This is a genomic window from Mycobacterium sp. G7A2 (assembly GCF_041902445.1).
Taxonomy (GTDB): Bacteria; Actinomycetota; Actinomycetes; order Mycobacteriales; family Mycobacteriaceae; genus Mycobacterium.
Genome location: NZ_CP169251.1, coordinates 4,786,346 through 4,804,076, shown reverse-complemented (window position 1 = coordinate 4,804,076; position 17,731 = coordinate 4,786,346). Strand labels below are relative to the sequence as shown.

The following is a 17,731-nucleotide window of genomic DNA, read 5'->3' as shown; positions in this document are numbered from 1 at the left end:
AACACCTAACGGCATCAAATAGCGGTTGCCGAGAAGGAGAAGAGAAACACCATGCTGATCTCTCAGCGTCCCACCCTCAGCGAAGAGACCGTCGCCGAGAACCGCTCGCAGTTCGTCATCGAGCCCCTCGAGCCGGGATTCGGTTACACCCTGGGCAACTCGCTGCGGCGCACGTTGCTGTCGTCGATCCCGGGCGCGGCCGTCACCAGCATCCGCATCGACGGAGTGCTGCACGAATTCACCACCGTCCCCGGGGTGAAGGAAGACGTCACCGACATCATCCTGAACCTCAAGAGCCTGGTGGTGTCCTCCGAGGAGGACGAGCCGGTCACCATGTACCTGCGCAAGCAGGGACCCGGTGAGGTCACCGCGGGCGACATCGTCCCGCCGGCCGGTGTCACCGTGCACAACCCGGACATGCACATCGCCACCCTCAACGACAAGGGCAAGCTCGAGGTCGAGCTCGTCGTCGAGCGCGGCCGCGGCTACGTGCCTGCCGTGCAGAACAAGGCTTCCGGCGCCGAGATCGGCCGTATCCCGGTCGATTCCATCTACTCGCCGGTGCTCAAGGTGACTTACAAGGTCGAGGCGACCCGCGTCGAGCAGCGCACCGACTTCGACAAGCTGATCCTCGACGTCGAGACCAAGAACTCGATCAGCCCGCGCGACGCGCTCGCCTCGGCGGGTAAGACGCTGGTCGAATTGTTCGGTCTGGCACGGGAACTCAACACCGAGGCCGAGGGCATCGAGATCGGTCCGTCACCGGCCGAGGCCGACCACATCGCCAGCTTCGCGCTGCCGATCGACGACCTCGACCTGACCGTGCGCTCGTACAACTGCCTCAAGCGCGAGGGTGTGCACACCGTGGGCGAGCTCGTGGCCCGCACGGAGTCCGACCTGCTGGACATCCGCAACTTCGGCCAGAAGTCGATCGACGAGGTGAAGATCAAGCTGCACCAGCTGGGTCTGTCGCTCAAGGACAGCCCGGCCAGCTTCGACCCGTCCGAGGTCGCCGGCTACGACGTCGCCACCGGCACGTGGAACAGCGACGCCGGCTACGACTCGGGCTACGAGGCCGACGACAACCAGGACTACGCCGAGACCGAACAGCTCTAGGCGCGAAACCGAACAGCTCTGAGCCCACCGGCTCTGAAGAAAAACCGTCCCGGTCCTACCTGATACGGGGGCCGGCCCCATTTAGGAGATAGTCGCAATGCCCAAACCCACCAAGGGTCCTCGCCTCGGCGGGTCGTCCTCGCACCAGAAGGCGCTGCTGGCCAACCTGGCCACGTCGCTGTTCGAGCACGGCCGCATCAAGACCACCGAGCCGAAGGCCCGGGCGCTGCGGCCGTATGCGGAAAAGCTCATCACCCACGCCAAGAAGGGCACGCTGCACAACCGGCGTGAGGTGATGAAGAAGATCCGCGACAAGGACGTCGTGCACATCCTGTTCGCCGAGATCGGTCCGTTCTACGCGGACCGCAACGGCGGCTACACCCGCATCGTCAAGGTCGAGAACCGCAAGGGCGACAACGCCCCGATGGCGGTCATCGAGCTGGTGCGGGAGAAGACGGTGACGTCGGAGGCCGACCGGGCGCGCCGGTCAGCCGGGGCCCAGAAGGTCGCCGCCGCCGCTGCGCCGCAGGCTGCTGTCGAGCCGGAAGCCGCCGAGGGGCCGACCACAGAGGACGAGTCGGTCGAGGAGACGGTGGACGAGATCAAGGCCGAGGACGCCGCGATCGAGGAGGCGCAGGCCTCCGAGGCCGAGGCCGTCGCGACGGAAGAGGCCGCCGAGGCAGCCGACGAGGATGACAAGAAGTCCTAGCGATTCTGCTGTGAACAAGCCCGCCATCGACACCGGTGGCGGGCTTGTTCCGTTTCCCTCCTCGCGTGCGGGGTCTCCCTTTTCCTCCTCGCGTGCGGGTGCTCCTTCTTCGTCGAGTGACGAGACCCGTCTGCGTCTCGACATCGCTTACGACGGAACGGACTTCGCCGGCTGGGCGACGCAGGCCGGGCAGCGCACGGTGGCCGGAGTGCTCGACGAGGCCCTGTCGACGATCTTCCGGGTGCCGGTCGTCACCAGAGCGGCGGGACGCACCGACGCCGGCGTGCACGCCGCCGGCCAGGTCGCCCATGCCGATATCCCGTCGACCGTGGTGTCGCACGCCTATCCGCGGACGGTGCGTGCCGGTGAAGCCGAGTTCGGGCCGCTGGTGCGCCGCCTCGCCCGGATGTTGCCCGAGGACGTCCGGGTGCGGGACATCACTCGCGCCGCGACCGGATTCGATGCACGGTTCTCGGCGCTGCGGCGTCACTACGTCTACCGTCTGACGACGGCGCGGTACGGCGCCGATCCGCACGAGGCGCGGTTCGTGACCCCCTGGCCGCGTCCGCTGGACGTGGCCGCGATGGCTGACGCCTCCACCGCGCTGCTGGGCCTGCACGACTTCGCCGCGTTCTGTCGGCACCGCGACGGGGCGACGACGATTCGGGAGCTGCAGCGGCTGGACGTGACCGCCGACGGCGACCGGGTGAGCGTGCTGGTCAGCGCCGACGCGTTCTGCTGGAACATGGTCCGTTCACTGGTCGGAGCGTTGCTCGCGGTGGGGGAGCAGCGCCGCGACTCCCGGTGGTGTGCGCGACTGCTGACCGCGACGGCGAGGTCCAGTGACTTCGCGGCCGCCCCGGCCCGGGGCCTGACCCTGGTGTCGGTGGATTACCCGCCCGACGCCGAACTGGCCGAGCGCAACCGGGTCACCCGGGACATGCGCACGTCCGACGAGGTCGGCTGACCGCTCAGAGCCGGCCCGCGACGAAGTCGGCGGCCTGGTTGACCATGCCGGCGTTGATGTAGGCCGGGGCGAGGTGGTCAGCCCAGTAGTCCTGCCAGTTCTCCGGATCGGTGGGGTTGCAGATCGGGTCGTCGCCGTGACACAGCTCGATGGTCCGGTCACTGTAGAGCGGATTGAAGTTGGAGATCGGCCCGACCCAGGCGATGCCGTTGCCGAACAACGCCACCGCGGCGATGTGCCGGTCGGCCCCGGCCGGCAGCGGGTTGCGGAATCCGAACGCTGCGATCGGCACGGCGAGGACCACGTCGGTGACGGCCGCGCCCAACGAGTAGCCGCCGAGCACCAGCCGGGTGTCCGGGCAGTTGTCCATCATGTACTGGATGCGCCGGCTCATGTCGTTGGCGCCGATGTCGATCTCGGTGTCGGCGGGATAATTGACCGAATACAGGTCGATGTCCATGCCGGTCTTCTGGCGCAGCGCACCGATCAACGCGCTGCCGATCTGCCCGGCGCCCGCCGGTTCGACGCGGCCCCGCGCGAAGATCAGTTCGGCCTGCGGGCAGGACTGGGCCGCGGCACCAGGGGCCAACGCCACGACGGTCGGCATCAGCACGGTCAGGACGAGGAACAGGGCTCGGCATCGCCGGGCCAGAGCAACGATCACCTGCCCGATATTAACGGCGAAGGTGAAAGCGGGCAGGCGGTCAGACCCTTCCCGCGACGAAGCCGGCCGCCGGTCCGATGAACTCGGGGGTCTCATAGCGGGTGTGGGCGAACGGGTTGCGGCCGTCCGAGCAGATCGGGTCGCCGTCGGCGCACAGGTCGATGGCCTTGCCCGCGAACGAGCCCGTCGCCGACACCGGATTGCCGAACTTGGTCGCCGGGTTGCCGAACACCGCCACCGCCGCGACGTTGCCGTTCAGGCTGCCCGCCAACGGGGGCGCCGAGCCGATGGTGCCGATGCGGTTGCCCAGCGGAGGCACCCCGGCGAGCATGTCGACCACCGCGGCACCTTGGGAGTAGCCGCCGAGCACGATGCGGGTGCCGGGGCACTGCTGGGCCATCAGCGCAATGCGGTTCTCGGCATCGGTGGCGCCGCCCGCGGCGTTGAGGAAGTCATACGTCGCCGGATAGTTCACTCCGTAGGTGCCGACGGTGCGGCCGCCGAGCTGTGCGCGCAGCGAATCTGCCAGCGCCTGCCCGACTCGTCCGACCCCTGGCGCTTCGCTGGTCCCGCGCGCGAACACCACCTCGACGTCCGGGCAGGGCTGCGCGGACGCCGTGGCAGGCGAGAGGACTGTCGCCGCCACCGGGAACACCGCGGCGGCGGTCGCCGCCAGGACGCGGCGGACGAATCGGTGGGAAAGCACAAGACACCGTAGCGTATGCCGGTCAGACGTCCGAAGTCAGACGAGACCGGCGACGAACGACGCGGCCTCGTTGGTCAATCCGCTGGACACGTAGGCGCTGTGGGCCGGGACGCTGTCACCGTCCGAGCACACCGGGTCGCCGACCGTGCACAGGTCGATCGCCCGCGTTCCCCAGACCGGGCTGGCTGTCATCGGCAGGCCGACCTTCGCGGTCGGGTTACCGAACACGGCGACCGCCGCGACGAAGTCGGGAGCGTTGGGCGGCAGTGGGTTGGTGAACCCGACCGCGGGGAACGGCACGGCGGCGATGATGTCGATGACCGCCGCACCCTGCGAGTAGCCGCCGAGCACCATCCGGGTGCCGGGGCAGTTGGCCATCATGAACTGGACCTGCCTGCTGGCGTCGTTGGCCCCACCGGCCGCGGCGAGGAAGTCGAAGCTGGCCGGATAGTTGACCGCGTACGCGTTGACCGACCGACCGCCGACCTTGCCGCGCAGCGAGTCGACGAACGCCGCGCCGACGCGGCCCAGGCCGGGTGTGTCGTCGGTGCCGCGCGCGAAGATCACCTCGATGTCGGGACAGCCCTGGGCCTGCGCCGTGGTGGCGCCCGGGCCGAGGACGACGGCGGTGGCCGCGACGAGCGCCGCGGCGCACACCGACATCAGCCGGGTGATCGGTCGGGTGGGCCGGGCATCAAGATCGGAGGTCACCCTCGCGATGATAGCTAGCCGGGCTATCGGCCGCCCGTACTAGCGCAACGCCTCCGGGGCTGCGGGTGCATCGGGCCACGTCACCGTGTCGTCGAGACCCAACGCCTCGCCGCGGTCGCCGGCCCGCGCGAGCGCGAGTCCGGCCAGCACGATGGCGCCTCCGATGGCCTGGGTGCCGGTGATCGCCTCGCCGAGCAGCAGCCAGGCGGCGAGCACGGCGAACATCACCTCGGAGAGCCCGACCAGGGAGGCGAAGCGAGGCTGCAGCTTGGCGATGCCGACGATGCCCAGGGTGTAGGCGATCGCGGTGGGGATCAGCCCCAGGGCGACGACCGGCACGATCCACGACGTGGTCATTCCGGCGATCACGGCGTCGTTGGCGGTGAAGGTCAGCGGCATCACCCCCGTGGCCCCCAGCGCGGCGACCGCCGCCGCGCCGACGACGAGGCCGGCGGCGGCCAGCGTGATCGGGTGCAGCGGCGCCGCGTCCCCGGCGCCGGGCTTGGCGGTCCGCGAGGTGTCCGACCAGAGGAAGTAGCACGCCGCGCACACCGCGGCGGCCAACCCGAACCCGACGCCGACGAGGTTGATGTCGGCACCGGAAACCCCGTGCGGCCCGACGACGCCGAGCACCAGCATGATGCCCGCGATGGCGAGGGCCACACCGCCCAGTGTCAGGTTGGTGGGGCGCCGACGCGTGGTGGCCCACAGCCAACCGACCACCAGGATCGGTGCGGTGTACTCGAGAAGCAGCGCCACGCCGACCGACAGGTGGGCCACGGCGTTGTAGTAGAACAGCTGGGCGCCGGCGATGGGTACCAACCCGTAGAGCACCACGGTGCGGGCATGGGCCCGCGCCTCGGTGAGCCACCCCGGCCGCACGAACGAGGCGAACACGGCCATGGCCAGCGCGCCGCCGGCCAGCCGTGCGGTGACGGCACCGGTGGGGCTCCACCCGGCTTCCATCAGTGATTTCGCGAACGGTCCGGACGATCCGAAGGCGAGCGCGGAGCCGATGGCGAAGAGTAGACCCATCTGGAACTGGTGCGCCTGGGTGGCGCCGGCGCGCGGCGAGGACTGCGTCAGATCGGCGGCCATGGTTCCACCTCCAGAGAAAGGCCAGGTAGCCCGCCTACGCGGGCTGGATGTAAGGAGTAAAATGAGCTTCGGTCATGACAGTACTGGCGGAGGAGGTCATGAGTCAAATGCTTTTCAATCATGACACCGAGCACACGCTGCGCGCCGTGGCTGTCCTGATCAACAGCGACCGGGTCGACGGTGAACGGCTGGGCGATCTCGCCGCGCTCGACGAGTATCTCGACAGCTTCGGCTGGACGGGCCGGCGCGACCACGACGCTGCCGAGTTGGCTGCCGTCCACCGGCTGCGTGACCGGCTCGGCCGGATCTGGGAGGCCGCCGACGACGAGGCCCGCGCCGTCGGAGGAGTGAACGCGCTGCTCTCCGACACCCGGGCGGCGCCGTGGTTGACCCGCCATCCCGAGATGCCCGAGTGGCACCTGCACCTGGCGTCGATCCACGATCCGCTGTGGCAACGGATGGGCGCCGAGATGGCGATGGCGCTGGCGGACCTGATCCGGTCGGGGGAGCTGCGCCGCCTCAAGATCTGTGCCGCCCCCGACTGTGAAGCGGTGCTGGTCGACCTGTCGCGCAACCGGTCCGGCAAGTTCTGCGACACGGGCAACTGCGGCAACCGCCAACATGTCGCCGCCTACCGGGAGCGCCGCTCCAACAAGTGATCTGAGCCCGCCCCGGCCGTGGTTACGCTCACCAAGGGGCTCATGAGACGACAACCGACCACGCGGCTACAGATCAGCGGACACCGGTTCCTGATGCGGCGCACCGCACATGCGCTGGTGCGCGGCGACGCCCGGATGCTCGACGATCCGCTTGCCGCTCAGTCGATCTCGTTGGTCATCGGGGCGGTGCTCGCGGTGGTGGCCGTCGCGGTCGCGGCCGTGCCGGCAGTCCTACGACCGGCCGGGGATCTCGGCGACGCACCGATCATGCTGGTCCGGGACAGCGGCGCGTTGTACGTGCGCATCGACGACCGCGTGCACCCGGTGTTCAACCTCGCCTCGGCCCGGTTGATCATCGGTTCCCCTGCAGAACCCCGGATCGTCTCGCAGCAGGCGGTCGACCGCGCATTGCGTGGACCCATGGTCGGCGTTCCCGGCGCCCCACCGCACGTTGCGCCGCCGGTGGCCGACGGTCGGTGGACGGTGTGCGATGACGCCCGTTCCGAGCTCACCACCGTCATCGCCGGAGCAGCGCCCCGGGACCTGACCGAGGGGCGCAGCGTGTTGGTCACCGCGCGCGGCGAACCCGCCGCCCCCACCTACCTGCTGTACGGCGCCTGGCGCGCACGTGTCGACCTGCGCCATCCCGCCGTGGTTCGCGCCCTGCGGCTCGACGGACTCGTGCCGCAGCCGGTGTCCCCGCTGCTGTTGGCTGCCATTCCGGAGGCACCGGCGATCGTGCCGCCACACATCCCCTCCGGTCGCTCCGCGCTGCCGGGCATGGCGGCCGGCACCGTGCTGAGGGTGCCCGGCGCTGCGCCCGCCTCCGACGAGCTGTTCGTCGTCCTCGCCGGCGGCGTCCAGCGCGTCGGGCAGGTCGCCGCCGATCTCATCCGCTACACCGACGCCCGGGCGGCCCGGGAGATCCCTGCCGTGGGCGCCGACCGCATCGGTGCCCTGCCGGTGGTCGACAGCCTGCCCGTCACCACCTTTCCACAGCGTGCCGGTGTCAGCGCCGATCCCGTCGTGTGTGCGCGCTGGGACGCCGACGCCGAACCGCACACTGCGCTGCTCACAGGTGCCGAGCCGGCGGCAGGCCACACCTCGCTGCCTCTCGCACAAGCCGATGGTGGCGGTCCGGCGCTGGACGCGGTGGCGATCCCGGCGGGTCATGGCAGCTATGTCCGTTCCGTCGGCCTCAGCGGCGACACACACCAAGCCGGACCCACGTTCCTCGTCAGCGACGCCGGGGTGCGATACGGCGTCCCCGACGCCGACGCCGCGGCGGCACTGGGTCTGCCCGACCCGCCGGTGCCCGCCCCCTGGCCGGTGCTGGCTGCACTGCCCGCCGGACCGGACCTCAGCCGGGCGGCGGCCTCAGTCGCCCGGGACGGGGTCGCGGCGTCGCCGTGACCGGGCACCCGCGGCGACGGCCACACTGAGCGCCACGCAGATTCCCGCTGCCCGCAGCGCGGTGTCCCGGGCGCCGGTATCGGTGACCGGCGCCGCCGGGGTGAGGGTGAGGGGCTCTGTCGACGGCGTCGGGCGCGGCGATGATCCGCCGCTGACCGCTGCCAGCGCGTCGACCAGGCCGTGGCCGACCTCGGCGTTCCAGCCGGCGCCGGGATGGCGTGCGGTGTCCTCGATACGGCGCATGACCTGGCGTGCGGTCAGTTCGGGAAAACGGGCCCGCACCAGCGCGGCGACCGCGCTCACCGTCGGTGCGGCGTAACTCGTGCCCGTGACCCGCACCGTGTCCTCACCGACCGCTGCCAGCGACACGATGTCCTCGCCGGGCGCGGCCACGTCGACCCACGGCCCGGCAAGCGTGAACGGCGAGGCGACGCCGCCCGGCCCGACCGAGGCGACGGTCAGCACGAAGTCGTCGTACCAGGCCGGGCTCGCCACGACGGCGACGTCGGCCCAGTCGCTCGAGGCGTCCGGGTTGCCTGCCGGGCACTGACCCGGCCCGTCGGTGTTGCCGGCCGCGGTCACCACGACGACGTTCTTGACGTCGACGGCGTACGCGAGCGCAGCGCCGAGCGCGCGGTCGTCGAGGCCGGCGCCGGCCGGCAGGCAGGCCACCGATGAGATGTTGATGACGGTCGCACCCAGGTCGGTGGCGGTCCGCACCGCGGCTGCCAGCGTGGCCACATCGCCGTAACCCGAACCGGCCGGATCGGTGTCGGCCCGGAACTTGTTGCTGGACTGGCGGATCGCCATGATCGAGACGTCTGGGGCGATACCGGTGAACCCGTTCCCGGTGGGGTCGGGCGCCGCCCCGATGATCGCGGCGACCGCGGTGCCGTGCCCGTCGCAATCGTCGGTGCCGTCACCGCTCGAGACATAGTCGCCGCCGGCGCGCAGGTGCGGCAGACGTCGGTGCCGGGCCACCCCGGTGTCGATCACGGCGACGGTCTGGCCCGCTCCTCTGGTCAACGCCCACACCGCGCGCAGATCCTGTCCGGCGACCTGGCCCGGCCGGCCGCCGGTGTCCGACGCCGTCGGATCGGCGGTGACACAGTCGCCGAACCGGGTGGTGGGCTGCGGCGGACCCGGCGGAGCCGGTGCCGGCAGGAGATTCTCGTCCACCGGCGGCGGGGTGACCGCGGACGCGGAGGGTGGGGCCCACACCGCGGCGGCGACCAGCGTCGCGGCGGCCAGAGTCCTGGGCGACCTCACGGCAAGCCCAGGTTGCGCGCTACGTCATACAGGCCGCCCGCCCACGCCGCCAGCGGCACCACCGCCGCGGCGGACAGATAGTCCAGCACGTTGACCGACTGACGCAGAACAGGATTGGCGATCTCATCCCCACGGCGCACACCGATGACAGCAAGGCCCGCTGCCCCGGTGACCCCGGCCATCCAGTACGCCTGCGCCGGTGCGGTGACCGCTGCGCCCGCGAGGGCGGTCGCCAGCGCGGCCATTGCGGCGAAGCCCAACGCGATACGGCGTCGGCCGTCGGAGTGCACACGCTGGCGCAGCGACAACACCAGTCCGATGTCGACCGCGAGCAGCACCGCCGCGAGGCGCACGGGAAGCGTCGCCTCCGGGGACCGCGCGGCGTCGAGCGCGACCAGGGCGACAGCCAGGGCCGCGGCCCCCGCCGAACCGGTGACCACACTGGTCAACAGCCGGTGCGCATCCGCCGATCGCTTCTCGTCGACCACGCTGTGGGAAGGGCCGATTCCGGCAACGGTGATGGCGAGTTTGGGCGCCACCGACAACACGACCACCGCGGTGACCGCCAGCAGCGAGCCCGCCACCGCAATCCTCGGCGAGCTCAGCGTGCACACTGCCGCAACCGCCACCACGCCGGCGGCAGCGGTGACGACCGCACCGAGGGCGACACTGTCGCGACATGCGCTGCGCGCCATCGACGTCGACATCACCAGTGCCGCCGAGGCGGTCAGCAGCAGCGCTGCCGGCGCAGGTGGATCCGGGACGGCCAGGAATCCCGCGGCGGCGGCGAATGCCACTGCGGCAAGGCCGGCAGGCGTCGTCGCCGCGTGTGCGGTTCGTCGCACGGCCAGGGCGGCCGCCGAGCTGGACAGCGCCAGTACCGCCGCGACCCACAAGGGGCCCGGGGCCGGCGTCTGCGCCCCCGACCATGCCAGGGTCGCTGCGGCGGCCAGGCATCCCGTCAGGCCGACCCAGGACCCGGCGCGGCTCCAGCCGGTGGTGGAACCGTCCGCGGCGGTGAGTACTGCGGCACACCCGTCGCCGGGAACCCGTTGAGGCGTCGGCGGTTCGGTCGTCGACAGGAGGATCAGCTCGCCGTCGGCGATGCCGCTCTCGTGCAGGGTCAGCGACGGGTCCAGGCGCTGGCCGGCCAATCGGGACGCGTACCACCCCAGCGGTGGCGATGCCGAGCTGGGGCCGCCGGGTTCGGCGGGCCCGACGACGGCGTCGACGATCTCCAGCATCATCGAGCCCAGCGGACAACCGGTGGGCAGCATCAGATCGGCCTGCGACCATCCGCGCGGCCCGGCGGCGTGAACGGTCACCCGGCACAACGTATCCGTCACGGCATCAACGTAACTCGGGTGCAACCCGGCGTCGCGCAGATCTTCGTCCGCCTGTGGATGGAACCCGCTAATGCCTCGATGCGTCTATTCAGATGATGGAGCACACCGAAACGCCGCGGTCCCGGCCGCCGCCAGGCCAACTCGTGATCGACCCTCCGCCGGAGGTGCCGCGGACACCACCACCCAACCCGATGGCCAGACTGCTGCCGGTCGTGATGATCGTCGCCGTCGCGGGTATGAGCGCGGTGTATCTGACCTCGGGTGCACCGCGCAGCCCGACCTTCCTGCTCTTCCCGGTCATGATGGCCGTGTCCCTCGTCGGCACCCTCGTCTACGGTGCCAGGGGAGCGGGCCGGGGCGCCGAGATCAATGCCCAGCGGGCCGAATACCTGCGCTACCTCGACACCGTGCACGCCATACTGGCGGAGTCGGCCGACCAGGAACACCGCCGCCTGCATCGGGCCCACCCGGAACCCGCGGCGCTCTGGAACCTGGCCGGTGGCGACCGGATGTGGGAGCGGGGCCCGGCGCACCCCGATCACCTGACCGCCCGGATCGGGGTGGGCGAGGGGCCGTGCGCCACCACCGTGGTGGCGCCGCGGACCCCGCCTGCCGGCGCGGCCGACCCCGTCACCGTCGCCGCGGTGCACGAGCTGGTGCGTCGGTGGTCGCTGAGCAGGGGTGTTCCGGTCCTGTTGCGGCTGAACGACAGCCGGAGCATGTCGGTCGAGGGTGAGCCGGCGGCGGCACGATCGGTCGCGCGTGCGCTGCTGTGCCAGTTGGCGATGCTGCACGCACCCCACGATCTCGGTGTCACCGCCCTGCTCGACGACGCGGCGGCGCCGCACTGGGACTGGCTGAAATGGTTGCCGCACACCCGCGACCCCGATGCGGCGTCACACCGGGTGCTCCTCGTCGACGGTGCAGCGGAGCCGCCGGCCGCGCCGGGCTGCACCGTTGTCGTCCTGCATGCCACAGAGCCGGCGGCCGCGCCGACGATCCGCGTCGACGGGGTGGTGTACCAGGTGGCGCTCGACGTGCTGGCGTTACCCGACGCCACCGCCTGCGCGCGGCGGATCGCCGGGAGTGCCGATGCGGCCCCGGGCCGGCAGGCGGGGGCGGGTCGGGCGCCGGACTGGCCGGCGCTGATGGGCATCGAGGATCCGGCGGGGATCGACGTGGACCAGGTGTGGGGCGCGAGGTTGACCGCGCCGATCGGAGTGGCCGCCGACGGCGCGCCGCTGCATCTCGACATCAAGGAGGCCGCCGCAGGAGGCATGGGGCCGCACGGACTGTGTGTCGGCGCCACCGGATCCGGCAAGTCGGAATTCCTGCGGACACTGGCCCTGGGCATGATCGCCGCCCACTCACCCGAGTCCCTCAACCTCGTGTTGATCGACTTCAAAGGTGGCGCAACATTTCTGGGGATGGACACCGCGCAACACGTCTCCGCTGTCATCACCAACCTCGCCGAGGAGGCGCCACTGGTGGCCAGGATGCGCGACGCACTGACCGGGGAGATCAATCGGCGCCAGGAACTCCTTCGGGCCGCCGGCAACGCCACCGACATCGGCCAGTACCGGCGAATGTGGGAGCGTGATCGGTCCATGGCGGCGCTGCCTGCACTGTTCATCGTCGTCGACGAATTCTCCGAACTGCTCAGCCAGCATCCCGACTTCATCGACGTGTTCGTCGCGATCGGGCGGCTGGGCCGCTCGTTGGGCATGCACCTGCTGCTCGCCAGCCAGCGTCTCGACGAGGGCAGGTTGCGCGGACTGGAAACCCACCTGTCCTACCGAATCTGCCTGAAGACGTTCTCGGCCGCGGAATCCCGGGCGGTCATCGGTGTCGCCGACGCCCACCACCTGCCACCGGATCCCGGAGCCGGCTATCTCAAGACCGCCGACGGCCGGCTGACCCGGTTCCACACCGCGTTCGTCTCCGGTCCGCACCTGTCCATGGTTCGTCGAGAGGGGCCTGTCGCGGTGCGGCGGTTCACCCTGGCCGACACCGCGTCGCCTCCCGCCCCGGCATCGGCCAACTCGTCGCGGCCGCTGCTGGAGGTGGTGCTGCACGCGCTGGCCGGCCGCGGACCGGCCGCGCACCGCATCTGGTTGCCGCCGCTGCATCGGGCGCCGCCACTACCGGCGCTGCTGGCGGCGACCCCCGCCGCGCCCTTGCGGGCGCCCGTCGGCATCGTCGACTCCCCGTTCGAGCAGCGATACGATCCGCTGCTCGTGGACGTGTCCGGGGCGACCGGTCATGTCGCCGTTGTCGGTGCGCCGCGCTCGGGCAAGTCGACGGCGCTCGCGACGGTGATCACCGCGCTGGCCGCGACCCACGATGCGGCTCAGATGCAGTTCTACTGCCTCGATTTCGGCGGGGGCGCGCTGGGCGCGGTGGCAGGGCTGCCGCACGTCGGCTCGGTCGCCACCCGCGCCGAGGCCGACCTGTGCCGACGCACCGTCGCGGTGCTGGAATCACTGCTGCGAACGCGGGAATCGGCGATGCGCAGGCTCGGCCTCACGTCGTTCACCGAGTACCGCCGCCGCGCCGCGGCCGAGCCGGACAGTGTCGACGACCCCTACGGCGACGTGTTCCTCGTGGTCGACGGCTGGGCGGTGCTGCGCCAGGAGTTCGACGGGCTCGACTCGGCGATCACCGCGATCGCCGCACAGGGGTTGGCCTTCGGCGTGCACGTCATGCTCTCGACGGCGCGCTGGGCGGATTTCCGCCCGGCGCTCAAAGACCAGATCGGCACCCGGATCGAGCTCAGGCTGGGTGACCCGGCCGATTCGGATATGGACCGGCGGCGCGCCCGCGAACTCACCACCCGACCGCCCGGACGCGGCCTGACCCGCGACGGAAAGGAGATGCTGCTCGCCCTGCCCGACGCAACCGCGGTGCGCCGACCGTCCGACACCGGCCGGGCCCGGCCCGTCGAGGTGCTGCCGGCGCTGATTCCCCACCACCGGATCGACCGCCGCGGCGACGTGGTGCTCGGTCTCGGTGAACGTGAGCTCGCGCCCATCACCATAGATTTCGACCGACACCCACATCTGCTGGTCCTCGGTGACGGTGAATGCGGCAAGACCGCGGCGCTGCGGCTGCTGTGCACCGAACTGATCCGCACCGCAGAGCCCAGCAGCGCACGCATCGAGCTCGTGGACTATCGGCGCACCCTGCTCGGCGTCGTCGAAACCGCCCATCTCGGCGGCTATTCGGTGTCAGGGCCGGCGCTGTCGGCCCGCATGGCGACGCTGTCTGCCCAGCTGGACGCTCGGATGCCGGACGAGACCGTCACCCAACAGCAGCTCAGGGACCGGTCCTGGTGGGACGGGCCGGACATCTTCGTCGTCGTCGACGACTACGACCTCGTCGCCGGCGCCACCGGCAACCCGCTGACGCCGCTGGCCGACTACCTGCCCCACGCCAAGGACCTCGGGCTGCATCTGATCGTCGCGCGCCGCTCCGGCGGCGCCGCGCGGGCGATGTTCGATCCCGTCCTGGCCCGGCTGCGCGACATGGGCTGCTCGGGGTTGATGATGAGCGCCGGCCCCGACGAGGGTGTGTTGCTCGGCGCCACGCGGCCCACGCTGCAACCGCCGGGCCGTGGCACCTTGCTGGTCCGGGGCCGGGCCGACGAACTGATCCAGCTCGGCTGGGTGCCGCCACCGTGACGGCGGTGATCGAGGTCGGTCCGGTGACGGTGAGAGGTCCGGGAGCTGCTGCACCGCAACGGAGCCGACAGGCCGTCGACTGTATCGACGACACGACCACGCTGCTGGACGATCGACCGCTGCCGGTGGGCAGGCTCTGGTGCGACGTGCTCGGCGCCGCAGCCGCCGGGAGCGGGGGACCTCTGGCGGTGGTGGTGCCCACCTGGTGGCCGGTCGCCCGGGTCGAGGTGCTCACCGCGGCCGCCCGAGGTCTCGGTGCCGGGGTCACGGTGGTGCGACGGGCCGCGCTTCTCGGCGGGGACACCCGCGCCACCGTCGTCGAACTGAGCAGCGAGCTGGTCGTGATCGCCGCTCCCGGAGTGTCGCCCACGGTGCTTCGCCGCGACGACGAGGCTCTGGTCGATCTCCTGGGGGGTGCGAACGAGGTGATCGTCGATGTCCCCGCGGCCGTGGCACCGCCGGCCCCGGCGGTCACCGCACGCCTTCGCGCCGGGGGCGCACCCGTGTCCTTCACCGACCGTGCCCGGGTGGCAGCGGCCGCCGAACAGAGGTGCGCCGTCGCGCCCCGGCCGGTGCCGGCGGCGTGGTGTCGTCGACGTCTGCCGGCGCTGTTCGCCGGGGCGGCTGTCACCGTGGCGACCGGGGCGGTTCTGGCGCATGGGCCGGCGGAACAGGTTGACGCGACAGCGATCCTGGTGGAGGGTCGCGCCGCCGTGCGGGTGCCCGCCGACTGGGTCGCCGAGCGCCTCACCGACGGCCCCGGCTCGGCTCGGGTACGCGTCGGTCCGCCTGGTGGGTCGACGGCGCTGCACGTCACTCAGTCCGATGGTCCCACCGCGCAGCCGGTGGGCGAGTCGCTCAGACGCGCCCTGCAAGCTGAGCCGCCCGGCGTGTTCTCCGATTTCGACGCCGGCGCCCGAGTCGCGGGCAGACCGGCGGTCACCTACCGCGAGCACCGGGCCGGAACCGAAATCACCTGGGCCGTCGTCGTCGACGGCACGCTGCGTATCGCGATCGGCTGCCAGAGCGCCGCCGGACACCGCGACGCCGTCGCCGGGCCCTGTCTGGAGGCGGTGCGGTCCGCGCGGGCGGTGCGGTGAAAGTTTTCGTCGACGGCACGGAACCGAACGGGCGCCTCGGCGCGTCCAATCTCATAGATCACCCGCCCGAACCCGGAAGGATCGCGATGCCGACCCCGCCACCGCCCCCGCAATCTGCAGGATCTGCCCTCACCACCGACTTCGACCTGATGCTGGCGGTCGCCGGGAAGACCGACGCCCGCAACGACGAGATCCGCGCGATGCTGCAGTCGTTCGTCGCCGCGATGAGCAGTGTGCCGCCCTCGGTGTGGGGCGGGGTCGCGGCCACCCGGTTCCGTGAGGTCATGGAGCGCTGGAACGGCGAGTCGCTGAAACTGCACGCCGCGCTGCAACGGATCGCCGAGACGATCCGGGACAACGAGCGCATCCTGCGGACCACCACCGACGGCCACGCCGACCGCATCGGCTCCGTCGCCGCCACGATCTGAGGAGCCCACATCCATGAACGCCACACTGTCCTACGACTTCGGTGAGATCGAGTACACCGTGCGCCAGGAGATCCACGCCACCTCTGCCCGGCTGAACGCGGCACTGGATGACCTGCGCGCTCAGATCGCGCCGCTGCAGGCGACCTGGAGTCGCGAAGCGGCCGAGGCCTACCGCGTCGAACAGGCCCGGTGGGAGCAGGCCGCCGCGGCGCTCAACGACATCCTGATCAGCCTCGGCAACGCGGTCCGCGACGGCGCCGACGACGTCGCCGCCACCGACCGCAGCGCCGCCCGAGCCTGGGGCGGGTGATCGCCGCCCCACCAGAGTCTGCGCGGCCTCGGCACGGAGGGGAGCCGGCCGGGGCCGCGCAGTACACCCTCAGACGCGTCTCGTGCGCTACCCTGGCGCCAGGTGTGATGACCGGCACAGTGCCCGTTGCTGCTGCCAGGTCCACCGCGAGGAGCGTGAACGGCGGGTGACAACTCCGAAAGCATCGCGCGGACGGGCGACGACCCGCCCGTCGTCTTCTGCGCTGCGTACGGTCCACGAATTGTTCGTCGCCGGCGAGGTCGACGCCAACTTCCTGAACACGAATTCGGTGCGGCCCGTCGTCGCACAGAGCTGGCAGCGCAGCCTGGCCGGCGGGGTCGATCCAGACCTGGACGGCGCCCGCGCGGCCGCGGCCGTCGCCGCGGTCGAACGACTGCGCGAGACGCACCCGCTGGCGCCCGCACTGCCCGTCATCCGGCGGCTGCTGGTCGCCGACGCCGCCGACTCCGGCGTCGTCGTGGCGGTCAGCGCCGCCGACGGCACACTGCTGTGGGTCGAAGGGGACCCGGCCGCATGCCGCAAGGCCGAGGCGATGAACTTCGTGCCCGGCGCCGACTGGAGCGAGCGCGGCGCAGGTACCAACGCGCCCGGTACCGCCCTGACCCTGGATCGCGAGATGCAGATCCGCGGTTCCGAACACTTCTCCCGCGTCGTGCAGCCGTGGAGTTGCACCGCGGCGCCGGTGCACGACCCGAGCACCGGCGCGCTGCTGGGCGCCATCGACCTGACCGGCGGCAACCAGGTGGCCACCACCCAGACCCTGGCGCTGGTGCGCGCCACCGCGGTCGCCGTCGAGAACCATCTGGCGCTGCTGCGGGTGTCGGGTATCTCCGGGATCTCGGCCGAACCGGCTGCCCGCAAACCGCATCTGGTCGTCCTGGGCGGCGACCGCCCCCGCTGGGTCACCACCGACAGCTACGGCCATCTGCGGGCGGCCAGCCTGACCGGCCGGCACGCCGACATCCTCGTTCTGCTCAGCCGGCACCCCGAGGGTCTGTCGGCCGATCACCTGGCGGTGCTGCTCGACGACAAGAGCCTCGACGTCGTCACCGTGCGCGCCGAGATGTCGCGGCTGCGCAAAGTCGTCGGTGCCGAGAACCTCGGGTCACGGCCCTACCGGCTGCTCGCCCCCATCACCAGCGACATCGGCGAGGTGTTCGCCGCCCTCGACGCCGGTGACGTCGAGACCGCGCTGACGCGCTACCCCGGCCCGCTGCTCACCCATTCGGTGTCGCCGGCCATCGGCCGGCTGCGCACCCAGCTGTCGACCACGCTGCGGGAAGCGGTGCTCGCCGAACACGCCCAGGGGCGCAGCAGCCCGCTGCGTCGCTGGCTCGAGCTTCCGGAGGGACGCGACGACCGCGACGGCTGGCAGGCGCTGCGAGACAGCGCCGGCCTCACCGCGGTGGCCCGTGCCCAGGCCGGCGGCCATCTGGCCGGCCTGGACTTCGAGCTCGGCTGAGCAAACCTGAGCAACAGAAACAATCCCCAGCTCAGCGGCCATGCCAAGGCGAGTTGTCAGCGGCGCCCGCGC

The 17,731-nt window shown here is 71.4% G+C and carries 16 protein-coding genes; 10 read left to right on the top strand and 6 right to left on the bottom strand.

Annotation, left to right across the window (positions count from 1 at the left end; genetic code table 11):
* The first annotated feature begins 51 nt into the window (after positions 1-51).
* From ACEWX3_RS22755 to truA, 3 genes are all read left to right on the top strand, one after another.
* Positions 52-1,116 carry a DNA-directed RNA polymerase subunit alpha gene (locus tag ACEWX3_RS22755; protein ID WP_207065585.1) on the top strand — a complete coding sequence of 355 codons (1,065 nt, stop codon included), beginning with the start codon at positions 52-54 and terminating at the stop codon, positions 1,114-1,116.
* Between the two features lie 97 nt (positions 1,117-1,213).
* Positions 1,214-1,825, top strand: a complete 612-nt coding sequence (rplQ, locus tag ACEWX3_RS22750) for a 50S ribosomal protein L17 (RefSeq protein ID WP_374157767.1) — start codon at positions 1,214-1,216, stop codon at positions 1,823-1,825.
* Positions 1,826-1,835: 10 nt separating this feature from the next.
* Positions 1,836-2,792, top strand: coding sequence for a tRNA pseudouridine(38-40) synthase TruA (truA, locus tag ACEWX3_RS22745; RefSeq protein ID WP_374157766.1), 957 nt, complete (start codon positions 1,836-1,838; stop codon positions 2,790-2,792).
* Between the two features lie 4 nt (positions 2,793-2,796).
* Here the strand turns inward: truA and ACEWX3_RS22740 are convergent, their stop codons facing one another.
* From ACEWX3_RS22740 to ACEWX3_RS22725, 4 genes are all read right to left on the bottom strand, one after another.
* A complete protein-coding gene (locus ACEWX3_RS22740) occupies positions 2,797-3,399 on the bottom strand; it encodes a cutinase family protein (RefSeq protein ID WP_374159925.1) in 603 nt (200 codons plus the stop codon).
* A 97-nt stretch (positions 3,400-3,496) separates the two neighbouring features.
* Complete coding sequence (locus ACEWX3_RS22735) at positions 3,497-4,162, bottom strand: cutinase family protein (RefSeq protein WP_286182644.1); 666 nt, start codon at positions 4,160-4,162, stop codon at positions 3,497-3,499.
* A 36-nt stretch (positions 4,163-4,198) separates the two neighbouring features.
* Complete coding sequence (locus tag ACEWX3_RS22730; RefSeq protein ID WP_207065636.1) at positions 4,199-4,825, bottom strand: cutinase family protein; 627 nt, start codon at positions 4,823-4,825, stop codon at positions 4,199-4,201.
* Between the two features lie 87 nt (positions 4,826-4,912).
* Positions 4,913-5,971: a DMT family transporter gene (locus ACEWX3_RS22725; RefSeq protein WP_374157765.1), complete on the bottom strand. Its 1,059-nt coding sequence runs from the start codon at positions 5,969-5,971 to the stop codon at positions 4,913-4,915.
* Between the two features lie 107 nt (positions 5,972-6,078).
* Between ACEWX3_RS22725 and ACEWX3_RS22720 the strand changes: the two genes are divergently transcribed.
* Both ACEWX3_RS22720 and eccB read left to right on the top strand, forming a co-directional pair.
* On the top strand, positions 6,079-6,630 hold the full coding sequence (locus ACEWX3_RS22720) for a CGNR zinc finger domain-containing protein (RefSeq protein WP_207065635.1): 552 nt from the start codon (positions 6,079-6,081) through the stop codon (positions 6,628-6,630).
* A 42-nt stretch (positions 6,631-6,672) separates the two neighbouring features.
* Entirely contained in the window at positions 6,673-8,043 is a 1,371-nt protein-coding gene (gene eccB / locus ACEWX3_RS22715; protein ID WP_374157764.1) for a type VII secretion protein EccB, read from the top strand.
* Here the strand turns inward: eccB and mycP are convergent.
* Both mycP and eccD read right to left on the bottom strand, forming a co-directional pair.
* Complete coding sequence (mycP, locus tag ACEWX3_RS22710; protein ID WP_374157763.1) at positions 8,008-9,312, bottom strand: type VII secretion-associated serine protease mycosin; 1,305 nt, start codon at positions 9,310-9,312, stop codon at positions 8,008-8,010. The genes eccB and mycP overlap by 36 nt on opposite strands.
* Entirely contained in the window at positions 9,309-10,658 is a 1,350-nt protein-coding gene (eccD, locus tag ACEWX3_RS22705) for a type VII secretion integral membrane protein EccD (RefSeq protein ID WP_374157762.1), read from the bottom strand. Before eccD ends, mycP begins: the two co-directional genes overlap by 4 nt.
* Positions 10,659-10,753: 95 nt before the next feature.
* On the opposite strand from eccD, the gene eccCb reads away from it, so the two are divergent.
* The 5 genes from eccCb to ACEWX3_RS22680 all read left to right on the top strand — a co-directional run bounded on the left by eccCb (position 10,754) and on the right by ACEWX3_RS22680 (position 17,659).
* On the top strand, positions 10,754-14,338 hold the full coding sequence (eccCb, locus tag ACEWX3_RS22700; RefSeq protein WP_374157761.1) for a type VII secretion protein EccCb: 3,585 nt from the start codon (positions 10,754-10,756) through the stop codon (positions 14,336-14,338).
* A complete protein-coding gene (locus ACEWX3_RS22695) occupies positions 14,335-15,438 on the top strand; it encodes a type VII secretion-associated protein (protein ID WP_374157760.1) in 1,104 nt (367 codons plus the stop codon). Before eccCb ends, ACEWX3_RS22695 begins: the two co-directional genes overlap by 4 nt.
* Positions 15,439-15,524: 86 nt before the next feature.
* Positions 15,525-15,866, top strand: coding sequence for a WXG100 family type VII secretion target (locus ACEWX3_RS22690; RefSeq protein WP_207065577.1), 342 nt, complete (start codon positions 15,525-15,527; stop codon positions 15,864-15,866).
* 13 nt (positions 15,867-15,879) lie between these two features.
* Positions 15,880-16,176: a WXG100 family type VII secretion target gene (locus ACEWX3_RS22685; RefSeq protein WP_207065576.1), complete on the top strand. Its 297-nt coding sequence runs from the start codon at positions 15,880-15,882 to the stop codon at positions 16,174-16,176.
* A gap of 166 nt (positions 16,177-16,342) precedes the next feature.
* Positions 16,343-17,659: a helix-turn-helix domain-containing protein gene (locus ACEWX3_RS22680; RefSeq protein WP_207065575.1), complete on the top strand. Its 1,317-nt coding sequence runs from the start codon at positions 16,343-16,345 to the stop codon at positions 17,657-17,659.
* Positions 17,660-17,731 lie beyond the last annotated feature (72 nt).